11 protein-coding genes are annotated in these 15,858 nt (G+C 54.2%); all 11 read left to right on the top strand.

The window, feature by feature from the left end; all coding sequences use genetic code 11:
* Positions 1 to 68: 68 nt before the first annotated feature.
* The 11 genes from GOX61_RS16315 (at position 69) to GOX61_RS16265 (ending at position 15,776) form a co-directional block, all read left to right on the top strand.
* Complete coding sequence (locus GOX61_RS16315; RefSeq protein ID WP_170335409.1) at positions 69 to 902, top strand: TniB family NTP-binding protein; 834 nt, start codon at positions 69 to 71, stop codon at positions 900 to 902.
* The gene (locus GOX61_RS16310; protein ID WP_170335408.1) at positions 902 to 1,732 is read left to right on the top strand and encodes a TniQ family protein; all 831 of its coding nucleotides are present in this window, start codon (positions 902 to 904) and stop codon (positions 1,730 to 1,732) included. Before GOX61_RS16315 ends, GOX61_RS16310 begins: the two co-directional genes overlap by 1 nt.
* A 42-nt stretch (positions 1,733 to 1,774) precedes the next feature.
* Positions 1,775 to 2,767, top strand: a complete 993-nt coding sequence (locus tag GOX61_RS16305; RefSeq protein ID WP_170335406.1) for a hypothetical protein — start codon at positions 1,775 to 1,777, stop codon at positions 2,765 to 2,767.
* Positions 2,742 to 3,323, top strand: coding sequence for an RNA 2'-phosphotransferase (locus GOX61_RS16300; protein WP_254436898.1), 582 nt, complete (start codon positions 2,742 to 2,744; stop codon positions 3,321 to 3,323). Before GOX61_RS16305 ends, GOX61_RS16300 begins: the two co-directional genes overlap by 26 nt.
* Positions 3,324 to 4,560: 1,237 nt before the next feature.
* Positions 4,561 to 5,337 carry an AfsR/SARP family transcriptional regulator gene (locus GOX61_RS16295; RefSeq protein ID WP_170335404.1) on the top strand — a complete coding sequence of 259 codons (777 nt, stop codon included), beginning with the start codon at positions 4,561 to 4,563 and terminating at the stop codon, positions 5,335 to 5,337.
* 324 nt (positions 5,338 to 5,661) lie between these two features.
* A complete protein-coding gene (locus GOX61_RS16290) occupies positions 5,662 to 5,874 on the top strand; it encodes a hypothetical protein (RefSeq protein WP_170335402.1) in 213 nt (70 codons plus the stop codon).
* Positions 5,861 to 6,865, top strand: a complete 1,005-nt coding sequence (locus tag GOX61_RS16285; RefSeq protein ID WP_170335400.1) for a DUF1702 family protein — start codon at positions 5,861 to 5,863, stop codon at positions 6,863 to 6,865. The genes GOX61_RS16290 and GOX61_RS16285 overlap by 14 nt, the downstream gene beginning before the upstream one ends.
* A 201-nt stretch (positions 6,866 to 7,066) precedes the next feature.
* Positions 7,067 to 8,725: a CRTAC1 family protein gene (locus GOX61_RS16280; RefSeq protein WP_170335398.1), complete on the top strand. Its 1,659-nt coding sequence runs from the start codon at positions 7,067 to 7,069 to the stop codon at positions 8,723 to 8,725.
* On the top strand, positions 8,725 to 9,690 hold the full coding sequence (locus tag GOX61_RS16275; RefSeq protein WP_170335397.1) for an RnfABCDGE type electron transport complex subunit D: 966 nt from the start codon (positions 8,725 to 8,727) through the stop codon (positions 9,688 to 9,690). Before GOX61_RS16280 ends, GOX61_RS16275 begins: the two co-directional genes overlap by 1 nt.
* Positions 9,691 to 9,724: 34 nt before the next feature.
* Positions 9,725 to 15,313, top strand: coding sequence for a type I polyketide synthase (locus tag GOX61_RS16270; protein ID WP_170335395.1), 5,589 nt, complete (start codon positions 9,725 to 9,727; stop codon positions 15,311 to 15,313).
* On the top strand, positions 15,306 to 15,776 hold the full coding sequence (locus tag GOX61_RS16265; RefSeq protein WP_170335393.1) for an acyl-CoA thioesterase: 471 nt from the start codon (positions 15,306 to 15,308) through the stop codon (positions 15,774 to 15,776). Before GOX61_RS16270 ends, GOX61_RS16265 begins: the two co-directional genes overlap by 8 nt.
* The last annotated feature ends 82 nt before the right edge of the window (positions 15,777 to 15,858 follow it).

The raw sequence follows: 15,858 nt of genomic DNA, 5'->3' as shown, positions 1-15,858 counted from the left end.
ATCTGGAACTCCGGGATTAGGTTGATGATATTCTCTACCGACGCAAAGCGCATACAGCTGCTGGCAGGGTGACTGCGCAGCGCGGCATTGTTGTCATTGGCAATGCAGGGGCCGGTAAGAGTTTTGGCATCGAACACCTTCTGCTGAAACACCCTCATCTGGCTTATGGGAAACCATCTAATCAGGCATTGACAGTTCGCTTGGCGTCAGAAGCCACGATCAAAGGTGTCGGTCGCGATACCATCGAGGCATATGGATATGAGAGCAAGGGATCGCGGACAGGCCATTCGATCTGGCGGCAGGTGATGCGTTATGCGCGCTCCCATAAGACGCTTTTTCTGCATTTTGACGAAGCGCAGCATATCCTGAGGACCAAGTCGAAATCTGAGTTTGATCAGGTGATGCTGGTCTGGAAGTCCTGTCTGGAGTACGCGGAATGGCCGGTCAGCCTGATCCTCAGTGGCACCTGTGAACTCCTGGATCTGATTAACCGGGATGAACAGCTCAGCCGACGGTTTGAGCCCGTGCATTTTGCGCCCATGAGCTATGCCGCCCATGGGCATGAGATAATGGGCGTGCTGGGTGCCTATCTTGATGCGGCAAAACTGTCGCGCGGCAAAACGCTTGAGACATCGGCATTCGCGCGACGACTGCTGCATGCGGCCCGCTACGAGTTCGGGTCGAAAATCGGGCTGATCATATCGGCTATCAAATTGGCATTGCGCAATGGAAACCAAACCCTTGAACAAAGTCACTTCGCGGGGGCCTATCGGAAACAGAAGCGCTGTGTTGATGCATTGAACCCATTCATTGCTGAGAATTTCCGCTCAATTAAGACAGGTCAACTTCTCAGCGGTGCAGAGCTGGAGATAGCGCCAGCAATCAAGAGGGGGGCTGCATAATGCCGTTGTTGCCGATCCTTGTTCCTTTGATGCCGGGGGAAACCCCGGCATCATTCGCGTCCCGGCTTGCCTGGGCGAATGGTCTTTCCTTTGCCTCGGAGTTTTGCACCGATCAGGGCTTTACGCTTCAGGCCATCGCTGACGGCGACGAACGGGCCCTTTCGATCCTCGCCCGGGTCGGCGGAGTGGAACTTGCTCAACTGATGTGTGGTGTTGTTTGCAAAGTATCCACTGGGCAGTACCGGCTGGTCGGGCAGCTAGTTGAGAAACGCTGGATCACGCGCAGGCGTCTGCGGTTCTGTCCGGAATGTGTTGCGGATGATGTTACTACAGACACCGCCGGTGGTGCGGCGCAAAGATGTGCCTGGCATGTGCCTTCGATCCGGACGTGCCAACACCACCAAGTCAGACTGTATGACGACAACAGCTATTCGCACAGTCGTGGTCCCCATGATTTTGCCGGGCGTATCCGAGATCTCAATCTGGGGGCGGATCAGGTGAGAGAGCTGGGTGCATGGCAGGTCCCAACAGGTCTGGAAGACTATCTCACCCGCCGGTTAGCGGGTGAAAAACAGGGCACATGGCTCGACAATATCGGGTTCGGTGCGGTTGCGCTTGGCGCCGAGATCTTCGGAGTTGTCGATCTGTTTGGTGTCGATGCAAAGCTGAAGCACTTATCCGATAATGAGAAGCGTCGTGCAGGTGCGTGGGGTTTTGAACTCCTGTCCGAAGGCGAGGAAGGGCTGTTTCGCCTGCTGAGGCGACTGCATCGTGAGGCCGGTTCCCCCATATCACTTTCGCGCAGAAACTACGGCTGCCTGTTCAACTGATTGGAGCAATCCCATGCGGAGCAATACGAGCCCTTGCGGGATATGGTCAGGAAATTCTTCACCGAGACCTATCCCATCGGCGAAGGCGATCTGGTGCTTGGGAAGACCTGTACGACCCGTCGCGTTCATAGTGTTGAAACCTTACGACGTGAGCTGGGGCTCGGCCGCCGTCAGACAGTGGAACTGCTCGGTGCAAACGGGTTTCTGAAGCCGGAGGGTCAGGTAGGTAGCTCTGCGAAAGGTGTTGTGCTCGACGCACAGGCATTGGCGCCACTGGTCAAAAACTTTGCGGGAGCGATCTGTCAGGTTGCGGCTCAGAAAAAGATCAATGCGCCGAGAGCGCAGTTTGGTGCTCTGGTTGCAGGTGGGATCATCAGACCCATCGCAGGCTCCCCTGTCGGGAGACCATACTACGATGAAGGGCAACTCGATGCGTTCCTCGCCAGTGTTGTGCCGCGCACAACGGTAGCAAATGCGGATGGGCTGGTCGGTATTCAATCCGTTTGTCGCAAAGCCGTTGCTGGCGCGGTTGATGTGGTGCGACTGATCCAGAGCGGCGAGCTGAAGACCGTGGTCAGGGATGCCGAGCAGGACGGCTATATGTCCGTGCTTCTGGACCCGGCAGAGGTCGCTGAGGCATTGCGTTTGATCAGGCCGGACGGATACCTGCGATCGATTCTGGCGGGGTTCTTCGGGATCAATGCATCTGCCGTCCGCTATCTGGTGGACACAGGCCATTTAAAACTGGACCGGGCGCGTCATCCGGTGTCCCGGAAGTCGGTGCAGGTGGTGCCGTATAGCTCTGTTGACCGGTTTCTGGAGCGCTTTATTCCCGGAAAACACTATGCGGAATTTCTGGGAGGCAGCACCCGGAAAGTCGGCGACCAGCTCATAAAGGAGCGGGTTCCGTTTATCCAAATGCCCGAAGAGTGTGGTGGACGCATATTCAGGCGGAGTGAGGTGACCTCCGGCGTAGAAGAGCTGGCCAATCGCCTGCCGCTCTCACATGATGAAATTGCCTGGCCTGAGTTGTGAAGGTGTTGAGATGAGTAGAGAAAGCAAATTTCTGAGCTTGGTGCTTCGGCACAAACCTGAAGAGATCGGTCTTCAGCTTGATAAAAACGGGTGGGTTCGTGTTGATGATTTGCTGCGGAAGCTGAAGAAAGCCAATCGCAAGCTAAGCCGCGATGAGCTCATTCAGCTTGTTGAGAGCAACGATAAGAAACGCTTCACCCTGTCTGATGATGGCCAGCGCATTAGAGCGGCTCAGGGCCATTCAATTGATGTGGATCTGGGCCTGGAACCTCAGCGCCCGCCGGATGAGCTGTATCACGGCACGGCCAGCGCAAATTTGGATGCGATATTTTCCGACGGGTTGAACCCCGGACGCCGTAAGCAGGTTCATCTCTCGCTTGATCCCGATACAGCTGAACGCGTCGGGCAACGACACGGAAAACCTGTTGTTTTACGTGTCGAGGCGCAACGAATGTTTGAGAACGGTTTTGAGTTTTTTCGCGCCGACAACGGTGTTTGGCTCACTAACAAGGTACCCGCAACCTATTTGGGTTTCGGTAGGGTCGCGGAGCCGTAACAGATCACGTGGCCGATTGGTTTGCGTTTTATTCGCAGGCAGACAGGCCAAGCGCTAGCGTGCCAAAGCCCTTATCAATTCAAGTTTGGAGCCAATACAAAATGCAATCAGACAAAGTATACACCCTTTCAGAATGGCCCGTGCTCGAAAAAATATCTGCTCGTACGACACCTGATCGTACCCTCGACTCTTATAATGTCATTTTGCTGTACGAGGTCGCGGCGACTGATGATGATTGGGCCGCAATGGATCAGGAAGAGTATGAGTTTGCAAAGGCACTCCTTGCATCACGACACCGCCGTCACCCACTTCCTTCGTCTCCATTCAAAGCAACTTGCCCTCATTGTTCGGAGGTCGTGGTTAGTTGGCACAAACTCTGCGTCGATGTGCCGAAAGGCGAGAAGCGAGGTCTGGTATTCTGCGGATGCGGGCGGACAGGCGCAGATAGCGCCGACGTAGAAGGCGTAGGGCGGATCATTGGTGGCTAAAGCGACGTTAAGCTATCGCAAAAAAGGTGATGCACCGTATTTTTTGGTCAACAATGCGCGCTGGCGGCATCATGGTAGTGTGGATTTCGCTCTTCCATTAGAAGCAAGCGCAGAAAGAAATCTGGCCATCAAAAGCCGCCGTTTGGGAAAAATGCGGCGAATGACGGGCAGGAGCTCAACCTGTTAATTCAGTTTTTGTGCTGCATGCGCTCGCAGCACGATAATTGCTGCCTGAGCGAAGAAAACTATGCCGCAATGCAACTGGAAAAGCTGCCGTTGAAACACTCCGCGTCGAGAGTCAGTAGAGTAAGGATCAAGGTCTTAACAAACCTGACTTTTACCGTAGCTGTCCAAATGCCTGCTTTTTCGCTCTGGGGACCGATACGAGCGAACCGCCGCCAGTCATGCTTTCCAAGATGTCGTGGGCTTTGGCGGCCTCAGGCAATGGGATTGGTGTCGGCCTGGGGCGTGCAATTGGCCAGAGGCGAACTTACCCAAAGCTTGGCCAAGAAGGACCAGATGACCGCAGAAATTGAGCGTCTCAATCGAACCAACGAGGGTATCCGCGCCGACAGAGTCGTAGGCGACTTGGACACCATGCCCATCGGTAGATCAAGTGATCAAAATTGCTTAGAATCGCTTTGTATGCTCTGATATCAATCGGGGATTGAAACCTCACGCATTCTGCGACGCTTTCGGTGGTAACTTTTCTAAGCTGCAAATTTGGCATTCTTTTTTTGGATAATGGCATGTCACAGATCAGATTTTTAGGCTCTTTTTCTATGGGTTCTGGCGCCGCGGCTAGATGTGCAGGCATTGGCGAAGCCGGACGCGAATGCGCCGGATTTCTTTTTCAGAATCCCAATCAGTTGTTTGACAGAGCTGATCTAGCGGAACGTTTTTGGTCCTCAAATAGCTTTGTGGATGCAAAGGCGGCGATTAGTTCCATGACGTCCCGCGTTCGAGCCGCCTTGAGACAGATGAAGAACCCTGACATCCACATTAAGTCCGACAAGTGGAGTCTAGGAGTGTTCTACGAAGACTCCAAGTTTGTCGATACCGCCAATTTGGAACGGATCTATAGTCAAGTTCAGAAGGGCATTTTCGATCTTGGATCTCTGGAGTGTTGTCTTGGCAGCCTCTATCGTGGAAAATTCCTACCGGGGCTACAGGGACATTGGGCGGTAATTGAACGAGAGCGCCTGCAAAGCATGTTTGTCCGCACGGCCTTGATGGCGATAGATCATTTCATTGACCAAAGAAACTATCAAACAGCCCTTGATACCTGTCGTTATGTGCTTTCGCATGATCCTTTGCGCGAGACAGTTCATCGTCGAGTAATGATCTTAATGGCGATAAGCGGCGAAAATGCCAGGATGCGCCAGCACTACGCAAATCTCGAGGCTTTTGTCATAACGGCTTGCGATGCCCAACCTGACAAGAGAACACGAGAGTTGTTTGATGATCTATGCACACAACCAAGCCGGCCATACCTTGATCAGTTGGTAGAAAGGGAACTGGACTAAGTTATCCTGTATTGGTTCCGATCTAGATCAACTCTTCCCGCTCAGATCTTTTGAATTGGTTTTCAAAGCCCGGCTCGATCCGGTTCTTTTGGATGTTTTCTAGCGCACTTCTAAAACATCGGCATTTCTGAAAGGAAGCGCAAATGAGGCAATCTCAATCGAAGTGCCAGGCAGAAGTCGGTGATATGCCAGGCAGAAGTCGGTGATATGCCGGGCAGATGTCAGTGAAAATTCTTCTTCGAGAAGGCAATCTGTACGGCTGATGCTCGGGAATAGCTGTGCTCGAACAGTACTCTGGACATACATGTATTTCCGGAGAGAGCGATGTCGACAAAAAAGCGACCTGAACGCGCCGAGATCGTTATTCATGCGTGGTTCGAGAACGGTGAGGATGATGACAAGGCGTTGAGGGGTTCAATTTCTTCCCTGAATGGGTCGCACAAATGTTTCTATATCGGGATGTCGCAACTCATCGAAAAAATGACGTCTCACCTGCGAAGCTTGCTGGGCAAGGAGGCTCATCGTGGTCCCAAGTAGTATTGCCATCGAACAGGCCAAATCTGCGGATTGGGGCGCGTCGCCACTTAAACCCTTCCTGCAATTGGGCCCTCGCGCTGCACATCTTGGCAGGCTGAAAGTGGGAAAGTTTCAGTCTCATGACGCAGATCATCTCCAAGCTATCGCGACGACATTCGTGCGTGGTTACAACGTGATGTTCGGGGCCGCACCGATCTCTCGGCTCGATGATATCCATGATCAGATCTCCGTTTCCCTTCGTGGGTTTCTGGTAGAAGGGGCGGCGATGGGCGCGGCGGTTCGCGACGGTATGGTACTGCAGGCGGGCCTGCTCAGCGCACTGCACACGCGGTATCACAGTAAATATCAATACCTAATTCAGGTTGGCTCAGGTTGGGCACTGGCCCGAATGCCGTGGATCAGTCGCAGGTTGTTCCAAACCCTGCCGCCCGAACTCTATACTCTGACGTTGGATGGCCGTGGTTTCCACAATACATTTTTCAAGCCAGAAAGGGCGCTTCACGGGCTAACTGTGAAATGCCAAGGACTCGCGGGCGGAGCATATGATCAAGGCGTGGGGAGGGCTCTTTGGTTTGTTTCGCTTGCTGATCTCGAAACGACTCTTTCAAGTGTAGAACGCGCACATCCTAGCAGGCAGGCAAATCTTCTGTCCGGCTTAGGGCTGGCAATGTCGTATGCTGGCCCGTCGCGGATGCAAGATTTCAAGAATGTTTGCGACAGTTTCCCTGCTCACCAAGCGGCATTTATGCAAGGTGTATCCTTTGCCATAACAGCTCTTGATGCAGCTGGCGCAGTGCGGCCCGAACTACAAGTTTTGTCTTCTCAGCTTTTGGGAGCACCGTATCGAGAGATCGTCCCCGCCATCGAAAACGATCGACCATCTGATGGTCCTTCAAGTTTCCAGGATTCCCTTGAAGCCTACGAGGTTTGGCGCAACCGGACGCGACTCCGCTTTTTAAACCTAATCAATACGTCCCAGTTCGAGGTCTGATCGATGTCTTTGGTGAAAGTCGCGGCATTTATTATCCCAAGCGTGCTTTACGGGGCCGCAACGTTTGAGCGCTCCAGCAAATTTCCGAACATAGCCGGATTTGGCTTTGAGAGACATGAACTACCGGCCATAGGCACGACGCCCGCGTTGTCCCGGCCTGTGCATCCTGACCTACAACATATAGAAGGATGGATTTCTTCTGTGGGTGCTGCCGTTGCAGCCTTCGACTATGACCAGGATGGACTTAACAATGATTACTGCTTGGTAGATCCGCGGTTCGACACGGTGACCGTGGGGCCGGTCCCCACAACGGGCCAAAGGTTTGCGGCGTTTGAATTGCCTGGGTTCGAAGATCCCGGCGAGCATACGGCCCCAATGGGATGTTTGCCGTTTGATGCGGATGAAGACGGGCGCCAGGACATTGTTGTCTACTATTGGGGCCGTACCCCTTCGCTTCATCTTTCTTCTGAGAGATTCTCGGCTCGCGATTTGGTCCCAACCGAGGAGATTTGGAATACCAATGCGGCCAGTGTAGCAGACCTCAATGGAGACGGGCGGCTTGATCTGGTTTTTGGGAATTATTTCCCTGACGGCCAACATATCCTTGGCCAGACGGGCTCGGTCACAATGCAGCATTCCATGAGCCGCGCCCAAAACGCTGGCCGGAACCGCTTGTTTGTTGCTTCACAAGGCATTGATGGAATTCAGTTTACCGATGCCAGTTCTGCTTTGGACGAGGCGATGAAAGATGGCTGGACGCTTGGTCTAGGTGCCACAGACCTTGATGGGGACGGTTTGCCCGAGCTCTACTTTTCCAATGACTTTGGTCCGGACTATCTGTTGCACAACCGTTCTCAAGACAACCAACTCAGGTTTGTCGCGGTCACCGGCCATCGCGGTTTCACAACACCACGGTCCCGTGTCCTGGGTCGGGACAGTTTCAAGGGCATGGGTGTCGATTTCGGCGACCTCGATGGCGATGGCAATCTTGATCTCTTCATCAGCAACATTGCCGAGGACTATGCCCTGATGGAGAGCCACCTGCTGTTCCTTGGCACTGGAGACAGCGGCGAATTCCTCCAAGGCAGGGCACCTTTTGTCGAAGCAAGTGGCACTTTAGGAGTGGCGCGTAGCGCGTGGTCATGGGACGCGCGCATTGCGGATTTCAACAATGACGGTCAGCCCGAGCTCTTGCAGGCGACAGGGTTTTTGAGGGGCGAGATAGATCGGTGGCCCGAGTTGCACGAAGTCGCCATGGGAAATGATGAGCTGCTCCGGTTTGCGTTTGTCTGGCCGCGTTTTGCAAAGGGTGATGACCTCTCTGGTGACAAAGCGGATGCGTTCTTCGTGGCCAACGAGGACGGAGAATTTAGCGATATCGGACACGAACTGGGCTTTGCGACCTCGACCGTATCCCGTGGGATTGCCTTAGCAGATGTCGATGGCGATGGCGACCAGGATGCTTTGATCGCTCGCCAATGGATGCCTTCGATTCTGTTGAAAAATACAGGGCAATATGCTGCCCAGGGCGTTGTGCTCGATCTTCGCTTTGAGAATGAAAACGGGTCCACACGACCCGCGATTGGGGTTTCGGCTACGCTTAGCAGTTCGGATCATCCGCTGGTCTTGCGAGACGCAATAATTGCTGGTGACGGACACTCTGGCAAGAATGCACCGGAGTTGCACTTTGGCCTTGGAGGTTGGCCTCAAGGAGCTGAGATATTCGCCGAATTGGAGTGGACCAACGCTGATGGTCAACACAAGCGCCGGGTCGCAATCGAGCCAGGGCGCCTTGAGATCATACTCTCGCCGCGGATAGCCAGGACCTTACGGCATTCAAGTACATCGGAGGACAACTGATGTCGGTTACATCAATCGATAGTGTAGATTTTCCAAAGCCTTCGAAGGTAGATGCTGGGTTGTCTTGGCAGGATCGGCGCATCGCAGGTTTATCCCGCTTTGCGATTGCGATTACCACACTCAATGTACTCGGCCATCTGTTCCTTGGTTTTGAGCAATCCTGGGCAACCCCCTTTGTCGCGTTGCTTGCCACATATGGTACGGAACTGTTTCTGGAGATCATTTCAGCCCGAGAAGAAGGCAGGCGCCCCAAATTCATCGGTAGCGCAAAGGTGTTTGTACAATTTCTCTTGTCAGCCCATGTGACTGGCCTTGCAATAGGGATGCTGCTGATGCCGCTTGAACAGCTGTGGGTGATCGCCTTTGCTGGTGCACTTGCGATCGCTTCAAAGCGTTTGTTTCAAGTCGCGATAGACTCTAGAAAACGACATTTTCTCAACCCTTCAAATTTTGGCATTACGGTCGCTCTTCTGCTTTTCCCAACGGTGGGAATTGCGCCACCATACCAGTTTACCGAGGCTACATCTGGGATTGTCGATATCCTGCTGCCGCTACTGATCATCGGGACCGGAAGCCTGTTGAACCTTAAGCTGACGGGTCGAATGCCTCTATTGTTGGTATGGGTCGGGGCATTTACACTTCAAGCGGTTGTCCGGGCCTACTGGAACGATACGAGCATTGTCGCAGGCTTGGTGCCGATGACTGGCTTCGCCTTTATTTTGTTTACATTTTACATGATCACCGACCCTGCGACGACGCCTTCAAATCCTCGGAGTCAATGGGTTTTTGGCGCAAGTGTTGCTCTGCTCTATGGCCTTTTCATGGAGCTACACATCGTATTTGGGATGTTTTATTCGCTCACGCTTGTGACCGCGCTTAGGGGGATGTGGGTTGCAATGGGCAATCCTCTCCTAGCGGCCCGGCGACGCCTTTTGGCCGGACAATTCGTTGAGCCGGGTGAATAATGCACACGCGTGTACAGAATGATGGAGCGGCGCGATGAAGCCGATGCAGAATACGGGTGTGTTCGTTAACGCATTGGCTTGCGAATTTCCTGGTGCGCATTCCCCTCAGCAATTTCATGATAACCTGATGGGGCGCCGCCGCGAGTTTAGTGCCATGCCCGCCGATCGTCTCGATCTTGGGGCCTACCATCCGGACCGAGTGGGTGCGGCAGACAGCATTACTGATGTTCAAGTTGCCCTGATCCGGGACTGGAAGTTCGAAACCGAGCGCTTTCACGTCCCCAAAGCAACCTTCGAGAACACTGACCTGACGCATTGGCTCGCACTTGATCTGGCACAGCGGGCTTTATGCGAGATCGGTGGGATAGATATGCTCGATCGAGATCAAACTGCGGTCGTTGTCGCCAATACCTTGACCGGTGAGTTCTCGCGCGCCGCATTGACCCGGCTACGTCTGCCTTTCTTAGACGAGATGTTGGCCCGGGCCCTCGATGGCGTTTTCGGAGAGAGCGAAGCAATTGAGGCCCGCCAACGATTTGCAGATCTTGTAAGGGAGGCGTTTCCCGATCCAAACGAAGACATGTTAGCCGGGGGATTGGCCAATACGATTGCGGGACGTATTGCGAACTACTTCGACTTACGGGGCGGTGCGTACTCTGTGGATGGCGCTTGCGCTTCTTCGCTTGTCGCGCTAGCCCATGCGGTTTCGCTTCTTAAGAGCGGGCGGTCAAAACATGTCATCGTTGGGGGCGTTGATCTCTCCCTTGACCCCTTTGAGTTGGTCGGTTTTTCGCGAAACGGCGCGCTCGCAGAGCAGCGCATGCGCGTGTTTGATCGTCGCGCCGCCGGTTTTTGGCCGGGCGAAGGCGGGGCCATGATGGTGTTGAGTGCCGATCGTGGCGACAGGCTGCCAGAGATCGCTCGTGTTCTGGGCTGGGGAATGTCAACGGACGGTGCGGGCGGACTGACCCGTCCATATGCGGACGGCCAATATTTGGCCTGCTCACGCGCTCTGGCTGCCAGCAACATACGTCCTCTGGACCTCTGCTATGTTGAGGCGCATGGCACTGGAACTGCGGTTGGGGACCCAACTGAAATCCAGGCCCTTTCTCGCATTGCGTCTGATCGAAAGACCGCTTTGCAGATTGGGTCGGTTAAGTCCAACATTGGGCATACCAAGGCGGCCGCCGGGTTTGCTGGCCTAACGAAAGCGATCATGAGCTTGCAGCGTGGCGTGGTGCCCGCTCATGTAGGTTGCGTTTCACCGTCAGCTGCCTTTGAAGAGGCCGAAGAGAAAGTCTCGCCCGCGCTCGATCCACTACTGCTTTCATCTCGCGATGCGAACATCATCGGCGTATCGAGTTTTGGCTTTGGAGGTATCAATACCCATGTGCTGGTTGCCCCAGTTGAAGATCGCAAGACACGCCGCTCAAATACTGCACCTATTGCTCCAGCTATTGACGCTGAAGCAGAGCTTTTGTTGCTTTCGTACCCTTCTCGCGAAGCGCTCGTGGCATCTCTGAAAGATATCGAAGCAAGCGTTGCGACAATCACGATGGCACGGCTCGGTGACGCATGTTGTCATTACTCCCAACCAGCGAGCGCCGGATCTTTCCGGCTAGGGTTTGCCGGGTCAACGGGCACTGAGCTTGCTGCTAAGGCGGCGCTGGCACGGCGATGGATCGAAGATGGAGCGCCGGAGGCGCTTCGTCCCAACTGGCTGGTGGCCAACTTGGGAACGGCGACAACACCCGCCAGAATTGGCCTCTTGTTTCCTGGTCAGGCAGCGCCCGTTTTGGCTGCGAAAGGCTCATGGTCACGCGCCTTTCCGGAGGCAGCGTCTCTGCAAAAAAAATCTGATGTTTGTAAGCTTGCGCCTGACCTGCGTACCGATGTCGCACAGCCCCTCATTACTCTTTCCAATCTGTCTGGTCTCGCGGTGCTCGAAGCAATGGGTATTCGAGCCAAAGCAGCACTTGGTCATTCACTTGGGGAGTTAGCAGCGCTGTCGGCATGTGGCGCGCTGAGCAAGGAGGAGGCAATGCGTCTGAGCTTTCGGCGGGGAAAGGTGATGCAGAACGAAGCCGTCCCGGGTGGCGCGATGATGACTGTCGCAGCAGACACTGCCACAACCGCAGCTCTGATTGATGGGACCAGCGCCAAAATTGCATGCGAAAATGGAGTTCAAGAAACGGTTGTTGGTGGCTCACCCGATGCTCTTGACGCGGTCTCCGCTCGCGCGACTACCATAGGTACTAGAACGCAACGGCTCAAGGTTTCCCACGCCTTTCATACGCCCGACATGGCCTTCGCTCAGGCTCGTTTCGGTGCAGTACTTGCAGGCGTAGTATTCCGGACGCCCGACAAGCTGCGCTTTTATTCCTCCGTTTCAGCTCGAGACGAATCAAAGACGCTTGACGCACATACTCTCTTGCGCGAGCAGCTGACGGCCCCGGTTCGGTTTCATTCCGCGCTTTCTGAAATGGCGCGGAATATTGACCTGTTGATCGAAGTTGGTCCTGGGGAAGGCATGACACGGCTTGCGGCGCTCAGCAACATTCCCTGTGTGGCTCTGGACTATGGCAGCGACAGTTTTGCAAGCCTGCATCGGGTTTGCGCGGCAGTCCATGTCGCAGGTTCGGATATCAACATGAGCCGGCTTTTCGCCGGGCGCGATATTCGCCCTTTCGATGCAATTGAGCAGCAATCGCATTTAACCAATCCCTGCGGTCTTAGAGCCCGCGAAAGCCATGTTGCCTCAAAGTATTCACCCCCAAAAAAGCCAAGAGAGGATGATAAGGCAGTCATTGGGCAGAGGCTCCAACAACCGGGCACCCCGGCAGGTGAACAGGCAGATATCGAAGCCGCCGTGCGGTGCGCCTTTGCCGAGGAAACCGGCTACGCCCCTAACAAGATTGATCTCACCGCACGATTTCAGAGCCAGATGAATATGAACTCGCTTTCGGTGGCGCGTGCGGTTGGTGCTGCCATGCGGCAGCTTGCACTTCCCGTTGCTGGTAGCCCGGTTGATTTTTCAGACAGTTGTGCAGATGAACTGATCAACTATCTGTCACAGGTCTCTAAGAATGGCATTGATCCGTCGCGAACTCGGATCGGAGGTGTGCGTAAGTGGATCTCTGACTACGCAATGACATGGCGCCTCAGCGCCCCGAGCCTATCCGTCAACCTTGGAGATTTCCCTGCCAAGGAAATCTTGCGTGTGCCCCGGCCTTTCACACCAGACGCGGCCAAAGATCTCTTGAGCGCCATTCAAGCCCGCGTTGCAAAAGGTAAACGAGATCTTGTCGTTATCGAAGATAGGTCGAATCTTGGAGGCTTTATCCGTTCGGTCTGGAAAGAAGAGCTCTTTGACGGGATCACACTGATCGACGCAAACGGTCAGATTGACAGGCAAGATTGTATTGATCAGCTATGCAGGCAAGAAAAGCATGGCTTTCGACACTATCGTCTTGAGCCTGGGGGAGGCTTAAGTGAACCGCACTTCGGCCCGGCCAAAGATCTGCCATCGATGAAGCGCCCTGATGGAACGACGCTGCTGGCGGTCGGTTGTGCCAAAGGTATTGGTCTTGACTGCGCGATGGCTATGGCTAAGTCGACAACCGAAATCGTATTTGTCGGCCGTAGTTCAAGAACCGATGCAGATGTCAAAAAGGCGCTTTCGCTTTGTGAGGAGCGCGGAATCGCCACATGTTATTTGCGAGCCGACATTACCGATCTGAGCGCGGTCGAGAAGATTTCTCGCCTACTCTCAAAAAGAGGAAAAGCGCCCACCGATCTGCTTTTTGCACCTGCGGTGAACCAGCCAGCGCGCTTTGAAACGCTCACCGACGAAACTTTAGAACTGACAATAGCGCCGAAATGGGTGGGTCTGGAAAATACCTTGTCTGTCTTTGGCGCGGACCTTTCGCGGGTCATCACTTTTGGCTCGATCATCGGTCGCATCGGTTTACAGGGTGAGGCTCACTATGCACTCGCCAACGCAATGCAGACAACCACGGCTGAGGCATTTGCGCAGGCTAACCATGATTGCGCTGTCCTAAGCATCGAATGGACCGTCTGGAGTGGCGGTGGTATGGGCGAACGCTTGGGTGTGATCGATCAGCTTTCAAACCAAGGTGTCGATGCCCTCAATTACGACGACGCATTGAACAGCTTTGAACAACATCTTGCGCGGGGGACGACAGGAACGATCTGCATCACCAGCCGGTTTGGCTTCGACACGTCGCTTTGCACGGGTCAAACCAAGTCCCAGCCAAGTCGTTTTCTGGAGCGTTCCTTGATCGATTTTCCAGGCGTGGAAGTGGTCTATGAAACGAGTTTGTTTCCGGGCCGGGACCTTTATCTGGATGGGCATAGGATAGATGGGACCATGGTGATGCCCGGTACTGCCGGAATAGAGGCAATGGGCCAAGCCGCTCAAGCGTTAACCGGAGATCGTCCAACCCAGGTATCCGATGTTGTTTTCCATCGGCCGTTACAACTTCTCGATCATGGTAGCTCTGTGAGGATCGCAGCCCTTCGTCAAGCAGGTCGAGTTTGCGAGACGGCAATTTTCGGCAGCGATGATGGTTTTCAGGAACCTTTCGCAACGGCGCGCTTCTTCTGCACGGGCGAACCTGCGACTGATGCACAAAGACCAAGCCTTGCATCAATTCCCTCAAGTTCGGACAGATTCAAATTGGATCATCTATATGGTGGAGATCTTTTCTTCCACGAGGGTCGCTATACGATAGGCAAGCGCGCAAGACTGATTGGAAGCCGGATGTTGGAGGTCGAACTGTCACCTCAGGCATCCTCGAGCTTCGGGCCGCTGGAGCCAGATGAGACCGCCTTTTGGCACATCGAAATGGCGGACGCGGCACTACACCTGCTGCAACTGGCCGTGCCGCAGTGGTGTGTGTTGCCAGTCTCCATCGGGGAGGCTCATGTCCACGGTGATTTGCGCAAGGCGCATCTGCTGAAGGCCATAGAGAACTGGTCTGGTCGAGGCGAATACTGTTTCGACAGTATGCTTTACGATGCTTCGGATCGCCTTCTCGCACATATTCGCAACGCACGTTTCCGACGGGTCGGTCCATTGAGATCCTCATCCGCGAGTGGTCTGTCCAACGATCTCGCGATGGCAGCGGTAGAGCGGGACGCGCGAGAAGCGCTACAGCTTGAGGACCTGCGTGTGGCCTTGGTCAATGACCCACGCCTTTCGCGCGCGGCTCGCCGCAACAAAGCACTCAACAAGATGAACTTACCTACAGAGATTATTCATGGCGCGAACGGTGCTCCGAAACTGCGTGCCGGGGGAGGTCATATCTCCATCTCACATATTTCCGGGTCGACGCTCGCTGTCTGGTCTGGATCACGGATTGCCTGCGATCTCGAACCTTTTTCCCAAGCGCTAGCAAGCGGGGTCACTTTGGACGATTGGTTGCGGCTGGAATTGGCTGTGAAGCTCGGAAGAACGCGGGATGAAGTCATGACCAATGCGAGCGCCAACGTTGTCGCTTGGCTAGGAGACTGTGCCTGGATTGACGGGCGGATCGGGATCGCGAGGCTCGCTAGCAAGAGTATGAGCCCCAAGATCAACAAGGAGGCAAATTATGCTTGATCGCTCTTTTCCGGAACAGAAGGCACCCACAAAGAAGCGTCAGTTCATTTGGCATCACTGCATAAGTTTCGAGGAAACAAACGTAATGGGTAATGTCTATTTTACTCGTCACCTTAGTTGGCAAGGTAAGTGCCGCGAGATGTTTCTCAAGGCCCATGCACCTGGCACTCTTGATGAACTTTCAGACGATTTGCGGCTTGTTACGCTGAGTGTGAACTGCAACTACTTCGACGAGCTCGTGGCATTTGACGACATCGCGCTGCAAATGAGCCTTGCACATCTCAATCAGCACCGCATCGGTTTGGATTTTGCCTATGTACGCTCCGGCGACGACCCTCGTTCTGGAGAGAGATTTGCACAAGGATTTCAAGAGGTCGGCTGCATGCGCCTTGTTGCGCCAAGAAGACTCATGCCCTGTAGTCCGCCAAGCGAGCTCCAACAAGCTTTGAACGAATTCGCATGAGATCCGTCAGAAACCGAAGTTTGAGCGAATGCTTCAGACGAAAGCACTTTTCGAGAATTCAGAGGAAGTCTTGCCAAAGTAG

The sequence above is a fragment of the Ruegeria arenilitoris genome, from assembly GCF_013030265.1.
In the GTDB taxonomy this organism is placed as follows: Bacteria; Pseudomonadota; Alphaproteobacteria; order Rhodobacterales; family Rhodobacteraceae; genus Ruegeria; species Ruegeria arenilitoris_E.
This window is presented reverse-complemented; position numbering and strand designations above follow the sequence as displayed.

Bases quoted from the DNA above. Each gene is read 5' to 3' on its own strand.
- GOX61_RS16305 (WP_170335406.1), top strand. From the start codon at position 1,775: ATGGTCAGGAAATTCTTCACCGAGACCTATCCCATCGGCGAAGGCGAT.
- GOX61_RS16265 (WP_170335393.1), top strand. From the start codon at position 15,306: ATGCTTGATCGCTCTTTTCCGGAACAGAAGGCACCCACAAAGAAGCGT.
- GOX61_RS16300 (WP_254436898.1), top strand. From the start codon at position 2,742: ATGAAATTGCCTGGCCTGAGTTGTGAAGGTGTTGAGATGAGTAGAGAA.
- GOX61_RS16290 (WP_170335402.1), top strand. From the start codon at position 5,662: ATGTCGACAAAAAAGCGACCTGAACGCGCCGAGATCGTTATTCATGCG.
- GOX61_RS16310 (WP_170335408.1), top strand. From the start codon at position 902: ATGCCGTTGTTGCCGATCCTTGTTCCTTTGATGCCGGGGGAAACCCCG.
- GOX61_RS16295 (WP_170335404.1), top strand. From the start codon at position 4,561: ATGTCACAGATCAGATTTTTAGGCTCTTTTTCTATGGGTTCTGGCGCC.
- GOX61_RS16275 (WP_170335397.1), top strand. From the start codon at position 8,725: ATGTCGGTTACATCAATCGATAGTGTAGATTTTCCAAAGCCTTCGAAG.
- GOX61_RS16270 (WP_170335395.1), top strand. From the start codon at position 9,725: ATGAAGCCGATGCAGAATACGGGTGTGTTCGTTAACGCATTGGCTTGC.